The 21,066-nt window shown below is 42.0% G+C and carries 18 protein-coding genes; 1 reads left to right on the top strand and 17 read right to left on the bottom strand.

Translation table 11 applies throughout. The features are described from left to right. Positions 1 to 52 precede the first annotated feature (52 nt). From AC623_RS01080 to AC623_RS21320, 12 genes are all read right to left on the bottom strand, one after another. Positions 53 to 301 (bottom strand): hypothetical protein, encoded by a 249-nt coding sequence (locus tag AC623_RS01080; protein WP_049659632.1) that lies wholly within the window; start codon positions 299 to 301, stop codon positions 53 to 55. Between the two features lie 212 nt (positions 302 to 513). After that, a complete protein-coding gene (locus tag AC623_RS01075; protein WP_049659631.1) occupies positions 514 to 1,827 on the bottom strand; it encodes a Glu/Leu/Phe/Val family dehydrogenase in 1,314 nt (437 codons plus the stop codon). A gap of 244 nt (positions 1,828 to 2,071) precedes the next feature. Continuing rightward, positions 2,072 to 3,421: an APC family permease gene (locus AC623_RS01070; RefSeq protein WP_049659629.1), complete on the bottom strand. Its 1,350-nt coding sequence runs from the start codon at positions 3,419 to 3,421 to the stop codon at positions 2,072 to 2,074. 349 nt (positions 3,422 to 3,770) lie between these two features. Beyond that, complete coding sequence (gene glaH / locus AC623_RS01065; RefSeq protein ID WP_049659627.1) at positions 3,771 to 4,712, bottom strand: glutarate dioxygenase GlaH; 942 nt, start codon at positions 4,710 to 4,712, stop codon at positions 3,771 to 3,773. Between the two features lie 296 nt (positions 4,713 to 5,008). Beyond that, positions 5,009 to 5,335, bottom strand: coding sequence for a DUF3870 domain-containing protein (locus AC623_RS01060; RefSeq protein WP_049659626.1), 327 nt, complete (start codon positions 5,333 to 5,335; stop codon positions 5,009 to 5,011). 19 nt (positions 5,336 to 5,354) lie between these two features. Continuing rightward, on the bottom strand, positions 5,355 to 6,569 hold the full coding sequence (lhgO, locus tag AC623_RS01055) for an L-2-hydroxyglutarate oxidase (RefSeq protein ID WP_049659624.1): 1,215 nt from the start codon (positions 6,567 to 6,569) through the stop codon (positions 5,355 to 5,357). A gap of 29 nt (positions 6,570 to 6,598) precedes the next feature. Next, positions 6,599 to 7,282, bottom strand: a complete 684-nt coding sequence (locus tag AC623_RS01050; protein ID WP_049659623.1) for a GntR family transcriptional regulator — start codon at positions 7,280 to 7,282, stop codon at positions 6,599 to 6,601. Positions 7,283 to 7,846: 564 nt separating this feature from the next. After that, on the bottom strand, positions 7,847 to 8,833 hold the full coding sequence (locus AC623_RS01045) for a DUF4003 family protein (RefSeq protein WP_049659620.1): 987 nt from the start codon (positions 8,831 to 8,833) through the stop codon (positions 7,847 to 7,849). 153 nt (positions 8,834 to 8,986) lie between these two features. Continuing rightward, complete coding sequence (locus tag AC623_RS01040; protein WP_331456974.1) at positions 8,987 to 10,207, bottom strand: alanyl-tRNA editing protein; 1,221 nt, start codon at positions 10,205 to 10,207, stop codon at positions 8,987 to 8,989. Between the two features lie 115 nt (positions 10,208 to 10,322). After that, positions 10,323 to 11,816, bottom strand: coding sequence for a peptide MFS transporter (locus AC623_RS01035; protein WP_049659618.1), 1,494 nt, complete (start codon positions 11,814 to 11,816; stop codon positions 10,323 to 10,325). Positions 11,817 to 12,038: 222 nt separating this feature from the next. Beyond that, positions 12,039 to 12,980 carry a manganese-dependent inorganic pyrophosphatase gene (locus AC623_RS01030; RefSeq protein WP_049659616.1) on the bottom strand — a complete coding sequence of 314 codons (942 nt, stop codon included), beginning with the start codon at positions 12,978 to 12,980 and terminating at the stop codon, positions 12,039 to 12,041. Between the two features lie 228 nt (positions 12,981 to 13,208). Next, positions 13,209 to 13,349 (bottom strand): hypothetical protein, encoded by a 141-nt coding sequence (locus AC623_RS21320; RefSeq protein WP_156186977.1) that lies wholly within the window; start codon positions 13,347 to 13,349, stop codon positions 13,209 to 13,211. A gap of 144 nt (positions 13,350 to 13,493) precedes the next feature. Between AC623_RS21320 and AC623_RS01025 the strand changes: the two genes are divergently transcribed. Continuing rightward, the gene (locus tag AC623_RS01025) at positions 13,494 to 14,798 is read left to right on the top strand and encodes an MFS transporter (RefSeq protein WP_156187094.1); all 1,305 of its coding nucleotides are present in this window, start codon (positions 13,494 to 13,496) and stop codon (positions 14,796 to 14,798) included. Here the strand turns inward: AC623_RS01025 and AC623_RS01020 are convergent. From AC623_RS01020 to AC623_RS01000, 5 genes are all read right to left on the bottom strand, one after another. Next, positions 14,745 to 15,452, bottom strand: coding sequence for a uracil-DNA glycosylase (locus AC623_RS01020; RefSeq protein WP_082174294.1), 708 nt, complete (start codon positions 15,450 to 15,452; stop codon positions 14,745 to 14,747). The genes AC623_RS01025 and AC623_RS01020 overlap by 54 nt on opposite strands. 161 nt (positions 15,453 to 15,613) lie before the next feature. Then, complete coding sequence (locus tag AC623_RS01015) at positions 15,614 to 16,399, bottom strand: hypothetical protein (protein ID WP_049659614.1); 786 nt, start codon at positions 16,397 to 16,399, stop codon at positions 15,614 to 15,616. 127 nt (positions 16,400 to 16,526) lie between these two features. After that, a complete protein-coding gene (locus AC623_RS01010) occupies positions 16,527 to 18,503 on the bottom strand; it encodes a TRAP transporter permease (protein ID WP_049659612.1) in 1,977 nt (658 codons plus the stop codon). Between the two features lie 23 nt (positions 18,504 to 18,526). Further along, the gene (locus AC623_RS01005) at positions 18,527 to 19,531 is read right to left on the bottom strand and encodes a TAXI family TRAP transporter solute-binding subunit (RefSeq protein WP_049659611.1); all 1,005 of its coding nucleotides are present in this window, start codon (positions 19,529 to 19,531) and stop codon (positions 18,527 to 18,529) included. 146 nt (positions 19,532 to 19,677) lie between these two features. Next, positions 19,678 to 21,054, bottom strand: coding sequence for a sigma-54-dependent transcriptional regulator (locus AC623_RS01000; protein ID WP_049659609.1), 1,377 nt, complete (start codon positions 21,052 to 21,054; stop codon positions 19,678 to 19,680). Positions 21,055 to 21,066 lie beyond the last annotated feature (12 nt).

Raw genomic sequence — 21,066 nt, 5'->3', positions numbered from 1 at the left:
GAATAATAGAAAAAGAAGATGGAAACACCATCTTCCTCCATTTACTTATTTATCAATCACAAGCACTCACAACTAATTCTTCTTTCACGTAAGCGAGTACCATGCCAGGAATGACGTTGTCTCCTTCTTGGACTTCAAGCGACTGAATTTCTCCGCTGACACCCACTTTAACCGGAAGCAATTCTCCGTTGTCGTTCTTAATCATAAATAGCGGCTCCCATTCATAGATTCTTACGTGTTCCTTCACGAGAACTTGCTGAACTACTCCGTTATACGGACTTGTAATCAATTCTTCAAACAATGGTACTCATCTCCTTTTCCTCATATAAGTGGGACAACCGCTTTTTACAACATTTACCCGCCCTGGATCAAATCAGCTGCTGCTCCGCTGGCATCATTTTTCCCATTTGTTCCGCCTTCTGCCAATGACTTCCCAATCATTTGCCTTCTATGCCGAAACGGAGCCGCCCTGATTCGACCACCTCACCCCTTAAACTTTTGGCGGCTGTCTAATTAATTAAGGTTAATCCAACCGCGCAATCCAGAGGCTTCAGCAATTTTGCGAATACCTTCTACATAAGCAGCAGTCTTCATATTTATGCCAAATTGTTCAGCGGTATTCTGAACATTTAAGAAGCTAGCGTGAATTTTGTCTTTCAGTCTTTCTTCTACTAACTCTTTTGTCCAATAGTAGCCTTGGTTGTTCTGACACCATTCGAAGTAAGAAACAATCACGCCGCCTGAGTTAGCAAGAATATCAGGAACGACTAAAACTCCACGTTCATCGAGTTTTTGGATCGCTTCTTTTGTTGTTGGACCGTTAGCAGCCTCAACGATAAATTTACATTTCAGCCTATCAGCGTTTTCTGTTGTAATGACTCCGCCTACTGCTGCTGGAATGAGCACATCACATTCTTGTTCAATCAATTCTTCATTTGTAATGACATTCTCGAATAAGCCTGTAACAATACCATAGGAATCACGGCGGCTAAGCAAGTCTGGAATATCAAGACCTTCAGGATCATAAATAGCCCCGAGAGCATCTGAAATGCCGACTACCTTTACTCCTAATTCATGTAAGTAGTAAGCAAGGTAACCGCCAACATTTCCGAATCCTTGTACAATGACTTTCATTCCTTCAAGCGGCATACCTTTTAATTCACTGACCATTTGCAGCGTGTAGAGAACGCCTTTCGAAGTCGCTGTTTCACGTCCTTCTGATCCCCCTAGTACAAGCGGCTTTCCAGTGATAAAGCCTGGTGAATCAAACTCTCTAATATGGTCATACTCATCTAGCATCCAAGCCATAATCTGTGAATTCGTATACATATCAGGTGCCGGGATATCCTTTGTTGGCCCAACAAGCTGGCTCACTGCCCGAACATACCCACGACTTAAGCGCTCAAGCTCATTCATGCTCATGCTCCGCGGCTCACAAATAATGCCGCCTTTCGCTCCGCCATAAGGAAGACCGGTAATGCCACATTTTAAACTCATCCAACCAGCTAATGCTTTTACTTCGTCTGCTGTTACGTCCGGATGAAAACGGATGCCTCCTTTTGTTGGTCCGTTCGCATCATTATGCTGAGCACGGTAGCCTTTGAAGACTTGTGTCTGGCCATTATCCATTTTGACAGGGATATTCACCTCTAAAAATCTCATCGGCTCCTTTAAAAAGTCATATACTTCTTCAGAGTAACCAAGAATATCTACCGCTTCTTTTAAAATCAATTTAAATTCTTCTTGCGGATTGTCTTTAGGATGTTGTCCTGTTGTTTTCTTAGCCTCTGCTGTCTGTACGTTCGTACTCAATTTATAACACCTCATTTTTATTTGTTACTTATTAAGAAGCAAGTTCCGTGCCAAAGCTTCAAGAAATTAAAAATCTCATTCTCGCTATACTAGATAGGCTTTTGAGAGCTTTGCCATTTTCATTCTCCACGCCCTGTTTATGCTTAATTGCATAGCCTATTATTTTAAGCATAAAAAGATTTATTGGTCTAAGAAATAAAAAACCAGGACTAGCTAGCGCACCCATTCGCTAGTCGTCCCGGTTTTACACTTTAATATTTTATAATTCATGTACTTCTTCCATATGCATTTGCGGAACAGGAGAACGGAACCAGTTCGTGATGTACATTAAGTACAGCATTCCAATAACAGACCAAATGACTCCGAGAATAAGAGAATGGATATTTAAGTGTACCCACAATACCATAACAATGCTCGCGCCAACGACAGGGAATACTAAATAGTTAATAAAGTCTTTGATTGTCCGATATCTCTTCATTTTAATGACATAATGCGAAATAACCGCTAAGTTAACGAACGTAAAGGCAATTAGTGCCCCAAAATTAATTAAAGAAGTAGCTGTTTCTAAATCTAGGAAAATCGCAATCAATGAAATGCAGCCTACTAAGACAACATTCAATGCTGGTGTCCGCCATTTCGGATGAATGTATCCGAAGAACTTCGAAGGAATAACATTATCTCGTCCCATTACGTATAACAGACGCGACACACTCGTGTGAGAAGCAAGCCCTGAAGCAAGCGTTCCTGTGAGTGTTCCTGCCAGGAAGAATGCCTGAAACAACTTGCCGCCTACATATAAAGCGATTTCAGGAGAAGCTGCCTCCGGATCAGAAAAACGCGATACATCCGGAAAAAACATTTGGGTAAAATAAGATACTGTAATGAAAAGCACGCCCCCTACAAGCGCTGTTAAGAAAATAGCTCTTGGAATGGTTTTAACAGCATTAGGTGTTTCTTCTGATAGTGTCGTAACCGCATCGAACCCAAGGAAAGAAAAACATAAAACGGTCGCTCCTGCTACTAACGGGCCGATAGACATGCCATCTTCCGCAAATGGAACGAATGAAAAGACGGTCCCTGCTCCTTCTCCACTGTTAAGCCCTTTCACCACCAGTACGACGAACACAACGATCACTAAAAACTGAAAAAGAACAAGAAAATTATTAAAATTAGCTGCAAGATTTACGCTAAATAAATTTGCAATCGTCACAAGAACTACAAAGCCAACGACCCAAATCCAGCCAGGCACTTCAGGAAACAATGCTGATAAGTAGATTTTTGTTAAAAGCGCATTGACCATTGGCAAAAATAGATAATCAAGCAATGCAGCCCAACCGACAAAAAACCCCAACTTCTTACTAATTGTTTTTTGTGTATACGTATAAGCAGAGCCGGCTACCGGATAAACTCTAACCATTTTCCCGTAACTGGCAGCTGTAAACAACATTCCAACTAAAGCGATAATGTAGGAAGCCGGCACATGTCCGCCTGTCTCCTCCGATACAATTCCAAATGTATCAAATGCCACCATAGGCGTCATATAGCCGACCCCTAACATGACAATTGCCCATAAGCTTAAAGATCTCTTTAATTGAACCGTTTCTTGCATATATCATTCCTCCTGTTTGTAACCGCTTAAAATGTCAATTATTAAAATATTCATTCAAGTTTCGTGCCAAAATTACAAAAAAGAACAAAAAGCACCCATATTTCTTTCAAAAAATAACAATAAACGGTTTAAAACAGGCTTAATTATTTTTTTACTATTATAGAATAAACAAGAATTTGGGATTAAAATGTAACAAGAGGATGATAAATACATTTTTCTTAGAGAAATAATTTATTTTTTATTCAGTAGTGCATAAATAATTCTGTTCAACATACAATCATTTTTTCCATATAACAAAAAAGAGAACACGGCTACAATCCGCATTCTCTTTTTTACTTATTTATTTTATTTAAATTTCAGCAAATCTTCCGCGTTGGCGTAAAAGTTCACGGTTTAACTCAGGGTTTACTTCGAATGCAGCACGGCCATGTAACCAGAACAAGTTGTTCAACATAACAAGATCTCCAACTGGAAGTTTTAACTCAATAACACTTTGATCATTTTCCATAGAATCAGAAAGCTCTTTCAAGTATTTTGCTTCATCGATTGTTTCTGGATAAACAAACTGGTCGATATAGCAAATGCAAGGCTTGTTGTTGTCATTAAAGAATGTAGCACGTTGTACTTCCTGGCTAACGTTTTTACTGTTTGGTGCTTTATACGTGAATTTATGAGTCGCAAGCGGGTGAGTTGAAAACTTCTCAAGCTCTTTCCAATCGTCCAAGTGAAGCAAACGAGACTCGCCGCCTACTGCATTTTCCTCTTTCATTTTCATCATTAACAACCAATCAGTTGGCTCATCAACGAACGTTCCATCTGTATGAAGCGTGAACAAGCGATACGCTTGACGAAGGTATGAGTCACTATTATCAGTATGAGCAACAGTAAATCGCGCATAGTATTTCCCTGTCATAGAGTCAAAGTTTGGTGTTCCCACGATATGAGTCATCGCTGTAGAGAAAATCACATAATCATCTGTATCAAGCGTTTCTCCTTGAAGACCGATTGTGAAGCCACCTGTTTCGCGGTCATGAACGATGCCTCTTAAAATGTCCTGGAACTCTTTTCCTGTCAATTGAAGCAAGTAATCAGCAAGGATCAATCTCGCGTAAGGCGTATACTCCAAATGTTGAACAGAAACCTGCTCTTCTTTCACTTTTGCCAAAAATTCTCTGATCACTTTAGGATCTAGTTCAATGTGGTACAAGCGATCGCTTTGCGGATGAGATTTCACCTCATAAGCTGCTGTTTTTTGGATAAATGTTTTACCTTGTTTTTCTAAAGTACTCATTCATAATTCCTCCTATATGTTTCGTAATAATGGTGTTGTCTGGCCGGAAAAATAAAAAAGCCAGTTTACTCCCTTTGCGTTCAAGGATAGTAAACTGGCTAATAATTACTTCATTGCTCCATGGAAATGGAGTCACAGTAAATATTTCAGTTTGTTATTTTATTTTCCAACTCAAACATTCGTTCTATAATAGTATTCGCGTTTATTGAAAAGGCTATTTTCATAAGGCGAATATTTAATTCTAGGTTACTTTTATTATATGCAGCCGTCACATAATTGTCAATATATTTGTTTATTTATTTCGAATTTTTTGCTACTTGCTGATAATGCAGATGTAAATCATTCAACGCTGCAGCGAGTGCATTAGCTGCTTTTCCTTTGTAGTAGTGCTGAAGCTGTTTGAGCGGTTCGTCAATTCCATCCTTCAGACTAACACCTTTTAACAGCTGTCCGATAAATTCTCTGCCATGTTCAGTTGCCAGCGTACAGGAAGCTTCAATGATCACTCCATACTTGGTGTCAACTTCTGCGGTGATCGTTAATGTGTCAAACACACTCTTCGCTGCCATTCCTTGTGGCAGACGCGCGTGTCCTGCGATAAACATTACTCTTGAGTTAATCATAAAAAATTCCCCTTTCCGCTTACGAGCTAATTGCGCTTGTTAAATGGTGCTGTTCAGCAATCTGGCTGACAATTTCTTTTCCAATTTCAATCGAAGCCGTCGCCGCTGGTGATGGCGCATTACAAACATGAATGCTGTTTTCTCCATTGATCATATGGAAGTCGTCAACGAAGCCGCCGTCTGTTTTAACAGCCTGAGCGCGTACACCTGCTGGTCCTGGCACTAAGTCTTCTGATTGAATTTCTGGAATTAACTCTTGGAGACTTGCTACGAATTTCGCCTTGCTAATAGAACGGGCCATTTCTTCCAGCCCTTCTCCCATGAACTTGCTGGCAAGCTTCCAGAATCCCGGATAGCCCATTACTTCCGCAAAATCTTTTAAGTTAAAGTCGGATAATTTGTATCCTTCCCGTTTAAAGCTGAGAACAGCATTTGGTCCGGCATCCACTTCTCCGCCAATCATGCGTGTAAAGTGAACACCAAGGAAAGGAAACTTTGGATTTGGAACTGGATAAATCAAGTTTTTGACTAAATGTCTTTTTTTAGGGATGAGCTTATAGTACTCCCCGCGGAACGGAATGATTTTGACATCTGTCTTATAACCGGCAAGCTTCGTAACCCGGTCACTGTGTAGTCCGGCACAGTTAATTAAAAATCTTGCTTTAAATGAACCTTTATTCGTTTCAATCGTAATGCCATCACTTGATTCATGAATATTTTCAACTTTTGTATTAAGGCGAATGTCTGCACCTTTTTCTTGAACAATCTCACCAAACTTTTCTGTTACTTGCTTGTAGTTCACGATACCGGCAGCCGCTACTTTAATCGCTGCTTTTCCGTTTACATGCGGCTCAATCTCTTTTAATTCCTCTTTGCCGATTTTCGTTACGTCCAACTGATTTTCCAAACCGCGCTTATAGAGGTTATCTAAAAGTGGAAGTTCTTCATCTTTCGTTGCGACGATTACTTTCCCGCAAATATCATGCTCAATATCATACTGCTTACAAAACTCAGTCATAGATTTGCTGCCTTGGCGAGCAAAGCGAGCTTTATAGCTTCCCGGCTTGTAGTAAATACCTGAATGAATAACCCCACTATTGTGACCAGTTTGATGGGCTGCTAATTCAGCTTCTTTCTCCACTAAAAGAACTTTTGCATTCGGATAACGTTCATATAAAGCTTTTGCGGTAGACAATCCAACGATTCCACCGCCGACGATAGCGAAGTCGTACATGGTATCTTCCCCTTTATTATTGTCTATTTTTAATGTTTGGATGACTTTTCATCGGCCGACTCTAAATCAGCCATGTAGGAAATCAAATTATTTTTTGTACGTAAAAGATGGTATTCTACTGCAGCCCGAAGCTCAGCAGGATCATTTCTGACAGCCGCTTCATAAATAAACCGATGTTCTCGTTGTGTTTCTGAGTAATAGTCTGCAAGCAAACTAGGGGCAATTGGAGAGATCCCCAGGTTTTCCACCGCTTTTGTCAATCTGGACCACGGACACCCTTTTCGCAGCAATTTATGAAAGTTCTCATTTAAAGCAATATAGGTGTCATTCGTTTCATCTGTCAGTTGCAGGGCTTCCATTTTTTCTACTGTTTCTCTCAATTCCCGCTTATCCTCTTCTGTTAAAAAAGGAAGGGATTTTTCAACAGCAAGCCCTTCTAAATAAGACCTTAAATGATAAATTTCTTCAATGTCTTCTTTTGTAATTGGAGTGACGATCGCTCCCTTATGCGGAACCAGCTTCACCAGTCCCTCAGTTTGAAGTTGGGCCAGCGCTTCCCGGATCGGCATCCGGCTAACATTTAATGTATTCGCCCAATCTTCCTGGATCAGCCTCTCTCCCTTCTTAAATGTTCCATTTAAAATGGCCTGTCTTAAGTTTTTTGTTACATAACTAACGACAGTTGTTTTGTCCTTCGAGGGCTGAAATTTCATAAATGGACCCCCTGATCAAAAATTAACCTCATCCTCATTGGATATTGGATACAAAAAATTTAGCATAAAAATTATAGAATTGCAAGAATATTTTATAAACACTTTTAAATCAAGGGATAAAAGAGATAAATAATAGCTACCTCCAAAGAGAGGTAGCTAATTTAAAAGATATTGGATACAATTATTTAGATTCATTTTTTAAAGCAGCTAATTTCTTTTGGGCTTTTCTTTCTTGAGCAGCTAACATTGGACAGTCTTTACATTTTCCGCAGCCTGTTTTTTTACACATGTTTCTTTTCCCTCCTCGAATTTTATGATGGAAAGTGAAACGAAAAAAGCCAGCAATATCCCTATAACAGAAGATATTACTGGCTTAATCTGCGCCCTTGTCTCCTTCTCTTGAGACTAAAGCAGATTTGACAGTTTCTACGTATATTACAGCAGAATGGCCATTTCACTTGATCATAAAGAGGAAGTCTTTATAGAAGTGACTTTCCATGCCCGCTTACTATTCATTCAATACCCTTATCTTACAGGTAATTAACTTTTCTGTCAATTCATTTTTTATTCGGCTGAAGCAGCAGCAGCGGCCGCTCCAGCCGAAATAGCTGCAGTCATGGCTGCCTGCTGAGCCTGCAGCAGCGCTTCAATTGAGACCGCAAAGCTTGTGGAAGCTGCTGTATCCTCGGTTGTTTTTTGGCGCACGATGATCTGGCCTGCAATTAATAAGCCCATATCTTTATACCATTTAAAGAGCTTTTCTTGGTTGAATGCCTCCGTTAGGACGAGCAATTCTCCCATTAGATTTTCAGGTGAATCGATTAATACAAGCAGCCCTATTAACGGATAGTGAAGACCCTTTACTTTCAATCCCGAGCTGTGAAATGCTTCAAACCAACGAATGGCTCGTTCAACGCTCCTTTCTCTAGCATGACTGGCACTTTGTGCAAGAATGTGAGATAGCAATTGCAAGTCGTTTCCTTTTCGAAACGGCCCTTTACTTAATTCTGTATAATAAGATTCAATCTTCTCTATCAATTCACTCTGGTCTTGCTGGGCCAGCAAAATAGATAACGGATAGTCGTCATGGGAAGTTAAAAAATAATGGTGTTTTTTCATTTTTTCATAGATTTCTTTTGCCTGCACAGCAACTTTTTTTCGTTCCTCGCCAGCTTCCACCGTTGCGATTAAGGTAATAGCCGCAATATAAGTAAACATCGTTTTCCGGAATCCCGTTTCGATCAGCAGTTGATAACTTTTCTGCATGTCCTCAAATCCCTTATACGGATCATCAAATCCTGTTATCAATAGAGCCGTAACCGAATAGTTAAAGGAGCCTTTCAATCCTGAAAACCAGCCTGAATTTGCCTTTAGGTGATCAGATAGCTGTAAAAACTCTTTTGCTGAAAATGACCGTCCTGCCGCTGCGTACTGGGCAATGATGGACAATAGCTGGCGCTTATCAACTCCCCAGCTTACTGCATTCACCAACTGCTCATACTCTACAGCAAACTCGCTTGCTAGTTGTTTAGCTTTTTCTCTATCCACCACTGATCTCCCTCCCCTTTATTTTTTATAAAGCCCCTGTATATGACTGTTGATTTGCACCCTAATCAACGTTAGCCTTTAACAGAGCTTTATAAGAAGGCAGAAAGCTTCACGAGACTTTCTGCTTTAAAATTATAAAAAATCTTGCTTTGTATACTATGAGGCCGAGGTGGAGGATAAGCTTTCTACGAACACCTTTGCTAATTCCTCACCTGACATTGTTCGTTGACCGCCACCTTGAATAAAGTGAGGCTGGCCGCCGCCCTTGCCTTCGATGAGCGGAAAAACTGAGGCCGCCGCTTTCTTCAAATCCACCTCATTTACTTCTTTTCCGCGTGCTGCTGTTAACTGGAGCTTGTCTTCTTGTTCAACCACAAAAATCACAACAACGGCCATGTTAGATTCAGTTGTCAGCCGAGCGAGCTTTTGCAGCTCCTGTATGGACCGATTTTGAAACACCTGTACGATGAGCTTGTATCCTTCTTTATACACCGCTTTTTGCAGCAATGTATCAGCTTCATGCGCAAGCAATTGCTCCTGCATTTCATCGAGTGCCATTTGCAGAACCTTTTTCTCCTCTAGCAGCTGACTCGCCGCCTCTATCATCTTTTCCTGAGGACTGTTGAGCAGACGGGAAAGCTCTCGAATCACTGTTTGCTTTTCTCCAAGCTGCTTTAATACCCGGCCACCGCAGACAAATTCTAGACGAGCCTGCTTTCGCTGCCGCTCCCACTTCAAAAGCTTAATAGCCATAACTTCCCCTGTACTGCGGGGATGTGTTCCTCCGCAGCCGTTATAATCAAATTCCGGAATAATCACAAGCCGAATATCACCTGTCACTGCCAGTTCCTTTCTCAACGGGTAGCGGGAAGCCTCTTCTAAAGTTACCCATTCCGTTTCGATCGGACGATTTTCCAAAATAATATCATTAGCTTTTTCTTCTGCCTGCTGAAGGATATCGTCAGTTAAGGAGTCCGTATCTAAATCGATCGTTACCGTTTTTTCTCCTAAATGAAAACTTGTCGTACGGAGTCCAAACAACTCTTCAAACGCAGCAGATAAAATATGCTGACCTGCATGTTGCTGCATATGGTCATAACGGCGGTTCCAATCGATCCGGCCGTTTACTTTTTCATCCTCCAGCTCTCCCCCAAGATAATGGCGGATCACTCCATCCACGATTTGTACATCTATTACACGCACTCCGTTAAGCGTCCCTGTGTCAAATGGCTGACCGCCGCCTTCCGGATAAAAAGCCGTTCCATCCAAAACGACAAATTTCCGTCCTTCTTCATCCATCCCTTTCTCCACTACGCGGGCAGTGAAAGTCTGAATATACGCATCCTCATAAAATAGCTTCTCTGTCACTTCACTCACCTCATTATCACGCTCTCTTTCCTCTACTATAACAAAAGAAATACAAAAAAAGCCATTTGCTAGTCAAACTAGCAAATGGCTTTTTAACACTTTAAAGCAACGGGACCGCCCCTAATTAGTTAACACCTTTCATCATTCCATGAATTTTTGGTGAAACGAAATAAAGGATTAATCCGAGAATGATGGAAATACCGCCGATAACGCCGAAGTAGATGATCTCTGTTTCCGGTGCGTAAAAGCGGACGATTTGCGCATTAATTGCTTGCGCGGAAGCATTCGTTAAGAACCATAAACTCATCGTTTGTGCCGTAAAAGCAGATGGAGCGAGCTTGGTTGTGGCTGAAAGACCAACAGGAGACAAACACAGCTCACCAAGCACAACGAGGAAGAAGCTCAGTACAAGCCACATCGGGTTCACAAGTGTTTCTGTTCCATTTACGTACGCAGGTACGATCATGACGATAAAGGACAAACCGGCAAATAATAAACCGAGCGAGAATTTTCGCGGAGTCGTCGGCTGACGGTTGCCAAGCTTTACCCACAACCAAGCAAAAACAGGAGCAAGCGCTACAATAAACAACGGATTCAATGATTGGAACCAAGAAGATTGTAATTCCATTCCCGCAAAACTTAATTGTGTACGTTCATCGGCATATCTTGCCAAGATAATAGAACCCTGTTCCTGAATCGCCCAGAACATCATCGCTGCAATAAAGAGCGGAATGTAAGCAAGCAGGCGAGAACGCTCCACTTCGGTTGTTTTAGAGCTGCGGTACATCACAAGGAAGTAAACAGCTGGAATCACAATACCCAAAATACTAACCATGAAAATAAAACGTTCAATCGTTAATAAGCCTGTTGAAATACTAACAGCACCTAAAATCACGATTAAAAGAGCGCCAATACCAAGACGGCTGAAGACTTTCTTCTTTTCCTCACCAGTCAACGGATTTGGTACATAAGTTCCTGCTAAACCAAGGTTTTTCTTCTTCGTTATCATAAACACAATAAGACCAAGCAGCATTCCGACGGCGGCCAAACTGAAGCCAAGGTGGAAGTTGTATTGCTGACCGACTGTTCCGACAATTAACGGTGCAATAAGGGCTCCCGCATTGATCCCCATGTAAAAGATACTAAATCCAGAATCACGGCGCGGATCTTCATCGGAATAAAGGTCGCCGACAATACTTGATACGTTTGGCTTTAAAAGACCCGTACCAATAACAATTAATGCCATAGAGATAAATAATGCGCTTACACCAGCAGGTAAGGCAAGAACGATATGACCAAGCATGATGAGCACACCGCCATAGAATACCGTCTTAGACGTTCCAAGCAGTCTGTCTGCCAGCCAGCCTCCAATAATCCCTGACATATAAACGAGTGAACCATAAATGGCCATGATTGAAGCAGCCGTTCCTTGATCAAGGCCCAGACCGCCTTTTGTCACTTCGTAATACATATAATAAAGCAAGATCGCTCTCATTCCGTAATATGAAAAGCGCTCCCAAAACTCTGTGAAAAATAGTGTAAACAACCCTTTAGGTTGACCAAAAAATCCTTTCTGCGGCACACTTTGGACAATTTTTCTCTTCTGATGACTGTCCAATTAAAACTCTCCTCTCTACCCATTTGATTTTCCTGTATTATCAAAAAATTCAATAGGTATAAATTATTTAAGAAAAATTAAACTACTTTATGATAATCTGATTTAACTTAAACTGTCAATCGAATAAAGTTATTTCGAAATAATAACAATCTTCTCTCTTTTTAAACATTTAATAAAAAAAGCATGACCTAAGCTTCAGCTTGGTCATGCTCGGTCTTTATATTATTTTGTCATACCCTGAAAAATATCAGTTAAAACCGGGATAATTTGTTTTTTACGTGATACGACGCCTTCAAGGACGATCGTTCTGTCTTCAGAAATTGGAGCGTTGTATGCTTTCTCTACTACTGCCGCTTCTTTTCCGGCTACGATCGCAACAGAATTGCTGTTTAAGATGTCAGTAATGACGAACAAAAATAAATCAAGATTTTTCTCTGCAATTTTATTCTCTAAGACTTTTTCAATTTCTTCTTTGCGCGCCAATACATCTAATACATCAATGGCATTTACCTGCGCCACTTCCACTTGAAAATCTCCCATAGCGAATACTTTAGAATCAAGCGTTGCTAACTCTTCTGTTGACTTGCTTCTTAAATCCGCACCCGCTTTTAACATCGCTAATCCGTACTCTTCCGCATTAACACCTGCAATGCTTGCTAGTTCTTGTGCAGCTTTTACATCCTCTTCCGTGCAAGTTGGAGATTTGAATAAGAGTGAGTCAGAAATAATCGCTGATAACATTAATCCAGCGATGTCTTTTTGAACAGAGACACCGTTTTCTTTGTACATTTTATTAAGAATAGTGGCTGTGCATCCTACTGGCTCTGCTCGATAGTAAAGCGGATCACTCGTTTCGAAGTTTGCAATACGGTGGTGATCGATAACTTCAAGGACGCGGACATCATTAATATCGTCTACACTTTGCTGACGCTCATTATGGTCCACTAGAATAACGTGCGCTGCTTCTGGTGCCGCTTTGCTAATGAGACGCGGAAGCTCAGCATCAAATTGCTTTAGGGCGTATTCTGTTTCGCCGTTCAACTCGCCAAGACGAACAGGCTCAACATCCACTCCAAGCTCTTTTTTCAAAGCAGCATACGCAATAGCAGAACAAATTGAATCTGTGTCGGGGTTTTTGTGGCCAAAAATAAGTACTTTACTCATTATTTAACTCCTCACTTATCTAAATAATAGGCAGCGGCACTGGAGAAGTCCCGCTTTCACTTCACGTCCCTATTTTAACGCAAATCCGCTAAAATTTCTCGTCAACTTTCTAAATTTTATTAATTTTATTGTTTTAGTCGGATTAATAACAGCTATTCCCCACTTCCAGAAATTACTCGACGCTTTTATTCAAAATAAAAAAGGCTGTACAAGACAGCCTTTAGTGAGCTATTTTCTCATATTTTCCTGATCCTTTAGACGATTTTGCTGATCCGGCTGTCGGGCTTGATTTTTAAATTCTTTTTCATGCTGTTCTTCCTGTTTTTTCTTTTCCCGTTCATTGAGGTAGTTGCGTTCATTATTAAACATCTGCTTCTCCTCCTCTCATGTTCTATAAGATCCTTTTCCCCGATTCTTTTCATTAAAACTCTTTTTCTTATTCGACAAATTTCTTAGTATTTCTAACTCGGCTTCTACTACAATGAAGGAAACTATTAAAAAGAGGGTGGGATGATGGCTCAAATAGAACGAAGCGAAACAGCGGCAAAGAGGCCAATATGGGGGCTTTACTTTTCTCTTCCCGTTTTGTCATGGGCGCTTTACGACTTTGCGAATACAATTTTCTCCTCCAATATTATTACGATCTTTTTTCCTTTTTATCTTCAAGAAACCGTCGGCGGCAATGAGCAGCTTAATCAAATTGCCAGTACGTTTATCTCTTATGCCAATGCGGCTGCTAGTTTATTGCTCGTGTTATTTTCCCCGCTCTTCGGCGTTCTCATTGACCGGACTGGCAAAAAGAAACGCTACATTATTCCTTTTACACTTATCTGTGTGGCCTGCACCATATTCATGGGACTTGCCGCTTCCACTGATTTTCAAAAGACTGTATTCGGTCTGCCTGCTTCCCTTATGCTCGTTGTTCTTTTATTTGTAGCAGCGAAGTTTTTCTACCATTCCAGCTTAATCTTTTACGACACAATGCTCGCTGATTTAGGAACGAAAGACGAAATCCCGCTGTTATCCGGTTTTGGAGTGGCTGTCGGCTATATTGGTACGCTGGCAGGACTTGCGGTTTACCCATTCATCGGAGATGGCCAGTTCCATCGGGCGTTCATTCCAACAGCTATTTTATTTCTTATTTTTTCCCTGCCGCTTATGCTCATGGGCCGTGAAACAAAGTTATCTCCTGCTGTTGAGAAAAAATCTTTTATTAGCGGCTACCGCGAAGTTATCGCTACTTTTAAAGAAATGAAAGCTCACCGGATGATCTTTCTGTTTATGATTGTCTACTTTTTCTTAAACGATGCCATTGCGACGGCGATTGCGATGATGGCCGTTTATGCCAAGGCAATTGTTGGCTTTTCTTCAGGCCAGTTTATTCTGCTTTATCTCGTCTCCACGATCGCAAGCATTATTGGGTCTTTTCTATTCGGCTACATTACAAAAGCACTTGGAGCAAAAAAAGCTGTCAACGTCGTCGGCATTCTCCTGCTGGCTGCTTTATTTATTGGTACATTTGCTGTAAATGAAGCGATGTTCTGGGCTGCCGGCAGTCTATTCGGTGTTTCCCTCGGAGCCGTTTGGGTCACCTCTAGAACCTTTATTATTGAGAACACTCCCGAGGAAAAAAGAGGCCAATTTTTCGGTTTATTTGCCTTTTCCGGCAAGATCTCTGCTATGGTCGGCCCGTTTCTATACGGTACAATCACCCTTCTTCTCGCTGACTACGGCAATATCGCGAGCCGCACAGCATTGGGCTCCTTAATGATTCTCGTTCTGATCGGGCTCATCGTTCACCGCCGTATTCGTGTATAAAGAGAGCGCACTATCAGGACTTCTTAAATAGCTGCCGAGCTTGTCCATATCCTCGTGGATAAGTTCGAGCAGCTGACGGTTATAAAAGATGGAAGCCGGGTGAAAGGTCGGAAAGATTAAATATTCCTTTTCCGTCCATTCGTACTCACTGCTCTCTATATCCTTCAGCCTTCTGACAGGCTGCTTAATAAAACGCCCATGCACTTCTGTTACTCTCATTTCCGGACCACATAGACGTTTTAAGCCAATGTTGCCAAGCGCAACAATGACAGGAGCCTTGACGTGTTCAATCTCGTAATCGAGCAAAGGAGCATGGGCCAGCATTTCTGCTGAAGATGGCGCACGGTTGTATTTTCTTCTAATCATTTCACCGCTTCTTGTTCGTTTTTCTCCCCACTTATAAGGCCGGCTTCTAACTGCACTCGTTATGTATACTTCTTCTCTGGAAACACCAGCTCTTTCCAGAAACTTCATTAATTCTGTCCCAGCCCTGCCGCTGAAAGGAATACCATTATGAATCTCTGTTTCTCCTGGCGCTTCTCCTACGAGCATCAGTTTTGGCCGTTCAGGTCCCATTCCATATACAAACCCTTCTACTGGATAAGGGGCAATTCTTTGTTTGCCGATTTCAGCAAGCCATTCTGGTATTTGCATTGTGTATTTCTCCTTTCCGGCTCATTATGGACTCCTTCAGAAACAGCGAATGGAAAAAATCCCGTTCAATTCCTTATTATTCAGCCTCTTCTCTTTATGATTAATATATACCCATCCATTGTCCGCCTACTCAAAAATTCTTTTAACTTTCCTTTCTGTGTCTATTGTAAATGAAGTCGAAAGGTTTGCCCTCGGCTTATCAGCTCATGGGTATCTCCATCTAGCACATCGTCTGTTGAAAACTGTATTGTGTCCGCTTGTTTAGGCAGTTTTTTCAGCAGCAGACCAATTTCTCCCTCCCTTGTTTCTCCTTCCCGATAGTCTACCCTTGAAAAACTGCTCTCTCCCATAAAGGTATCGTCACTCGCGATGAAATTTCTGCTTGGTACAAAAAATAATTCTTCTCCAAACTGAACATCGAGAAAGCTGAAAAACTGAACTTCCTTTTCATACTTATTCGTTACGTTATAAGCAATTTCTATACAATACGCATCTTCTTCAATCTTCCAACCTGATCGGTCCACGGCTTCATCAAGCTCTTCCCAATCAGCATATTTATTGCCTTCCCTCAACAACTCATTTTTCGTTTTATCATTAAAATAACTTAAGTACTCTTTTTCCTCGTTTGCCATATCTGTCATTTTAATCAGCTTCACTTCTTTCACATAAATCTGCATACGATCGACAATATATTCTTTTTCCACTTTGAAACGATCAATTAATTCAAGAGTAGCCCAATCTTTCACTCTCACTTTCTGACCAGGCTTTTGTAGAAGATCACTTCCCCCGCTTTCTACTGTTTCCATCTTTTTGTCTTTTTCTTTCCGCAAAGGTTCTTCTGCCGGCTCTTTTTTAGCGTTCGGTAAATAAAATGACAGTAACATCACACCAAGCAATAGAATCATCCCGAACATTAACCATGTAGACCATCTCTTTTCCTTATTCAATAGCTGAACCCCTATCTATAAAAGATAAAAACTACTTTCAGCATACTTAAAATGTATTGATTTTTTAATATTTGTTTTTATCCACAACAAAACAGCCGCAGGAATACTTCCTGCGGCTGGAGTAGATTTAAACTATTTTAGATGTCGGTATATCCTGCCGAGCTTTCATGCGGGCGAGAAACTGCTGAGTAAGAACGAGAGCAAGTACACCTATACCAATAATATCTGTCCATATGCCTGGAATAATCAACGTGATCGAACCGGCAAAGCACAGAGCAGCAAGCGGCAGCGGCAAATCAGCAATTAAGTACCTTTCAAGTGCTGCGCTCAGTCCAAGGATTCCAATAATGGCTGTGACCGTCACCCAAATCACTTCAAGGGGACTGGTGACGTCCTGCATTAAAATGACCGGCGAGAAGACAAAAATATACGGAATGATAAACCCTGACAGGGCAAGCCTTAATGCTTCAAATCCTGTTTTATTCGGGCTCGCACCGGCAATGCCAGCCCCCGCAAACGCAGCTAAAGCAACCGGTGGCGTTACATTCGCTAAAATACCGAAATAAAAGACGAACATATGAGTAACAAACGGCGCAACACCGAGCTCAAGTAAAGCTGGCGCAGCCATTGTTGCCGTAATAATATAGGTCGGAATCGATGGAAGTCCCATCCCCATAATAATACAGGCAATCATCGTGAAGATGAGCGTCAGGAACATTTCCCCCTGTCCAAGTACAAGAATAGATTGAGTTAATTTTGGCCCTAACCCTGTCAGCGTGCTGACTCCAACAATCAAGCCGACCATCGCACAGGACATAGCGACCCCAAGCGCCGAGCGAACCCCATCTTCCATTGCGCCTAATATCTCTTTCAACCCCATCCGTGTTTCTTTATTGAACCAGCTGACTACGACAGAAAGAACGATGGCATAAAAAGCAGCATATAGCGGCGTTTTTCCCGCTATGAGCATCCCGATCAATACAATAATAGGGATCAATAAGTGACCGCCCTTTTTAAATACTTGCCATAAGTTCGGAAGCTCTTCTTTGGACATGCCGCGAAGACCTAACTTTTTTGCCCGGAAATGGACGATACAAATGATGCCAAGGTAATAAAGAAAAGCTGGCAAGATCGCAGCAAGCGCAATCTGATTGTACGGCATGCCCAGCGTTTCAGCCATGATGAACGCCGTTGCTCCCATAACCGGCGGGATGATTTGCCCGCCAACAGAGGCGGTTGCTTCTACCGCACCAGCAAATTCTGGTTTATAGCCGACACGCTTCATGAGCGGAATGGTAAAAGCCCCTGTCGTTACGACATTCGCCAGTGCGCTGCCGTTGATAGAGCCTAACAGCCCACTTGAAACAACAGCTACCTTTGCTGGACCGCCGGACGTGTGCCCCGCTACACTGAGAGAAATGTCAGTGAAAAACTGGCCCATCCCTGAGCGGTTTAAGAAAGCTCCGAATAAAATAAAGAGAATAATATAAGACGCAGAGACGGAAATCGCAATACCGTAAATCCCTTCGGTTGATAAATACATATACGTCACGATGTCTTCTAGGTCTTTTCCAGAGTGTCTGAATAAGCTAGGGAAATACTGTCCAAAAAAGGCATAAACGAGAAATAGGACTGTTAAAATCGTTAAAGCATTTCCTGCCACACGCCGTCCGCCTTCAATGACCACCGCGATGGTCAGCAGCCCAAAGGCGATATCCATTCCGCTTGGCATATAAATCGACATTCTCTCCGCGATGCCTTGATAGTCAAAGATCATGTAGCCGCCTGTGGCGAGCGCCGCTATCATCCAGACAATATCGATAGGCGTCGCTTTATTAGATCCTCTTTTATAAAAAGCAGGGTATAAAATGAATACGAGTGCTGCAATGACAGCTGTATGCAGCGAGCGGTGGCGCAGCGCATCGAGCGGGCCAAAATAAGCCGTATATAAATGATAACCGGCAAGACCAACACTTAAGGCAAAAATAGCCCAGCGCCAAAAACCATGATCGATTTTCCGAAAGCGTGATTCACTATCATACTTTTGCAGAATGTCTTCCTGTCCTTCTATTGTCTCAGGAATTTCCTTTATTGCATTTGCCATTTACGTTTCCCTCCCTTGTTTCTTTATTGCAAAACACCTTGCTCTTTAAAATATCTTTCCGCACCTGGATGCAGTGGCAATGGCAGTTTTTCTGCTGCTTTTTTAAGCTCAATATGCTTAGCCGAACTGTGTGCATTTTGAAGTTGGTCGAGATTTTCGAATAACGTTTTCGTCAGTAAATACACTTCTTCATCCGGTAAATCCTTGTGAGTGATTAATAGATTGTTTACTTTTACCGTTTCTCTGTCTTTTTTCACACCTTTATACGTATTAGCTGGAATACTGCCTACTTCAAAGGCTGGATATTTCTTTTGAAGACTTTTTGTGATTTCCTTCGGCACGGGAATGATTTCTACTTCATCTGTAGCAGCCAGCTCCATAATGCCGGAGTTCGGGTAGCCGGAAGAGAGAAAGGCGACATCTGTCGTTCCGTTTTTAATGCCCTCGATTCCTTCTGAAAAAGACAAGAAATCTGCATTCACGTCATCATAAGTAATGCCGGCCTCTTCTAAAATTCGCTTCGCCATAATTTCGGTACCGCTTCCAAGAGCGCCCACCGCAAGATCCTTTCCTTTTAAATCCTTCAGTGTCTTGATCCCAAGCTTTTTAGGAGCAACGATTTGCATATAGTTTGGATAAAGCGATGCGACCGCTCGAACGTTAGAAAGCGCTCCCACTTTAGCGAAGTTTCCTTCTCCCAGATATGCATCTGTTACGGTATCAGCCATTGCAAAGCCAAGTTCCGCTTTTTTTCTAGAAAGTTTAGCTGTATTTTCAGCTGAAGCCCCTGTTGTCTGCGCACTTGTCTGAGCACCAAGCTCCTCTCCGTAAATTTTGGCAAGTGCATTGCCAAGCTGAAAATAAATCCCTGAAGTTCCCCCTGTTAAAATCGTGACCGGCTGTCCTGCCAAAGGACCGGCGGCCTTTCCTTCTGCCTCCCCGCTTTCTAGAGAAGCAGAATTGCTGCAGGCAGACATAACAATAAGCATGATCGTTAAACATAAAATAAGTCCTGCACGTTGCTTCATTTCCTCACCTCTTTATCTTTTCTGCTCTTTATAATGCAACATTCATACCATTTTTAAAATTCAGTAAAATTAAGCATTGGTTTTTGAAAGCGGCAAAAAATGCCGGTTAGGAACGGCAAATTATTCCTAACCGGCATTTTTTTCTGTTAACTATTTTCTTCTCTGTAAATCTGAAGCTTATTACGGAGACTCCTTTCACTGATGCCGAGCACTTTGGCCGTCTCTTTTCTGCTTCCTTCGCAGTGCTTCAACACAGCTTCGATCATCATTTTTTCTGCTTCCTTCATAGTGGCGCCAATCGGAACAGGAACAATAGCGGCTGAAGAATGAGCTGCTGGTGTTACCAGGCTATTTTCAGAACGGACACTGATCGGCAAATCCTCTTCTGCAATCACTCTTCCCTTTGCCATAGCTACGGCATACTCAAGAATGTTGCTTAACTGCCGAACGTTTCCGGGATAATCATAAGCTAACAGACGATCCCATGCCTCTTGTGAAAGGGAGGGAAGCGGACGCTGCATCTCTTCCGCATACTTTTTGAGAAAGTACGGAATCAATGCTCGTAAGTCTTCTTTTCTTTCACTTAACAGCGGCAGTTCGATCGGTATGACATTGAGACGGAAGAATAGATCTTCCCGGAATAATCCTTCGGCCACCATTTTGGATAAGTTTTTATTCGTAGCGCTAATAATCCGGACATTTACTTTCTTTATTTCCGTAGAACCAAGTGGCGTGAATTCTTTTTCCTGCAGCACACGAAGCATTTTAGCCTGCAACGAGGCCGGCATATCGCCAATCTCGTCTAAAAATAATGTACCGCCATTTGCTGCTGCCACTTTCCCCTCTTGATTGCCGACCGCTCCAGTAAACGCCCCTTTGGCGTATCCAAACAGCTCACTCTCTAGCAAAGCTTCAGGTATAGCAGCACAATTGACAGACACAAACGGTCCATCCTTTCTCTTTCCTTGTCTATGCAGGGCACGGGCAACTAATTCTTTTCCCGTCCCGCTTTCCCCAAAGATTAACACGCTGGAATCAATGTCTTTAACACGCTCAATGATGGAAAAAACATTTCTCATGGCCGGGCTTTCACCGATCATTTGATCATAGCCTTTGATTTTCTCAATCGTTTCGTTTAATTCCCGGATTTTACTGTACAGCGTCTGGTGTTCCAGCGCTTTTTTAATCAGCAGATCCAGCTCCTCGATATCAAGTGGTTTGGTAATGTAATGGTAGGCTCCCCGTTTAATAGCCTCAACCGACGACTCGATTGTACCGTAAGCTGTCATCATGATAACCGATGTTTGTGGATACATGCTTTTTACTTCAGCCAGTACGTCTAGCCCATCCGATCCGCCGAGCCTCCAGTCTAAGAGCATGACGTGCACCTGCTTTTCTTGCAGCACTTTTATCGCTTCTTCGACTTTTGTAACGGCCATCACTTTATAATCGTTTTCAAGGGCAAATCTCAATGAGGATCCGATGGCCGGCTCGTCATCTAAAATTAACACCACAGGCTTCATTTTTCTCCCCCT

It is taken from the genome of Bacillus sp. FJAT-27231 (genome assembly GCF_001183975.1).
Taxonomy (GTDB): domain Bacteria; phylum Bacillota; class Bacilli; order Bacillales; family Domibacillaceae; genus Pseudobacillus; species Pseudobacillus wudalianchiensis.
The sequence above is the reverse complement of the archived record's forward strand: the minus strand, read 5'-3'. Positions and strand labels throughout refer to the sequence as shown.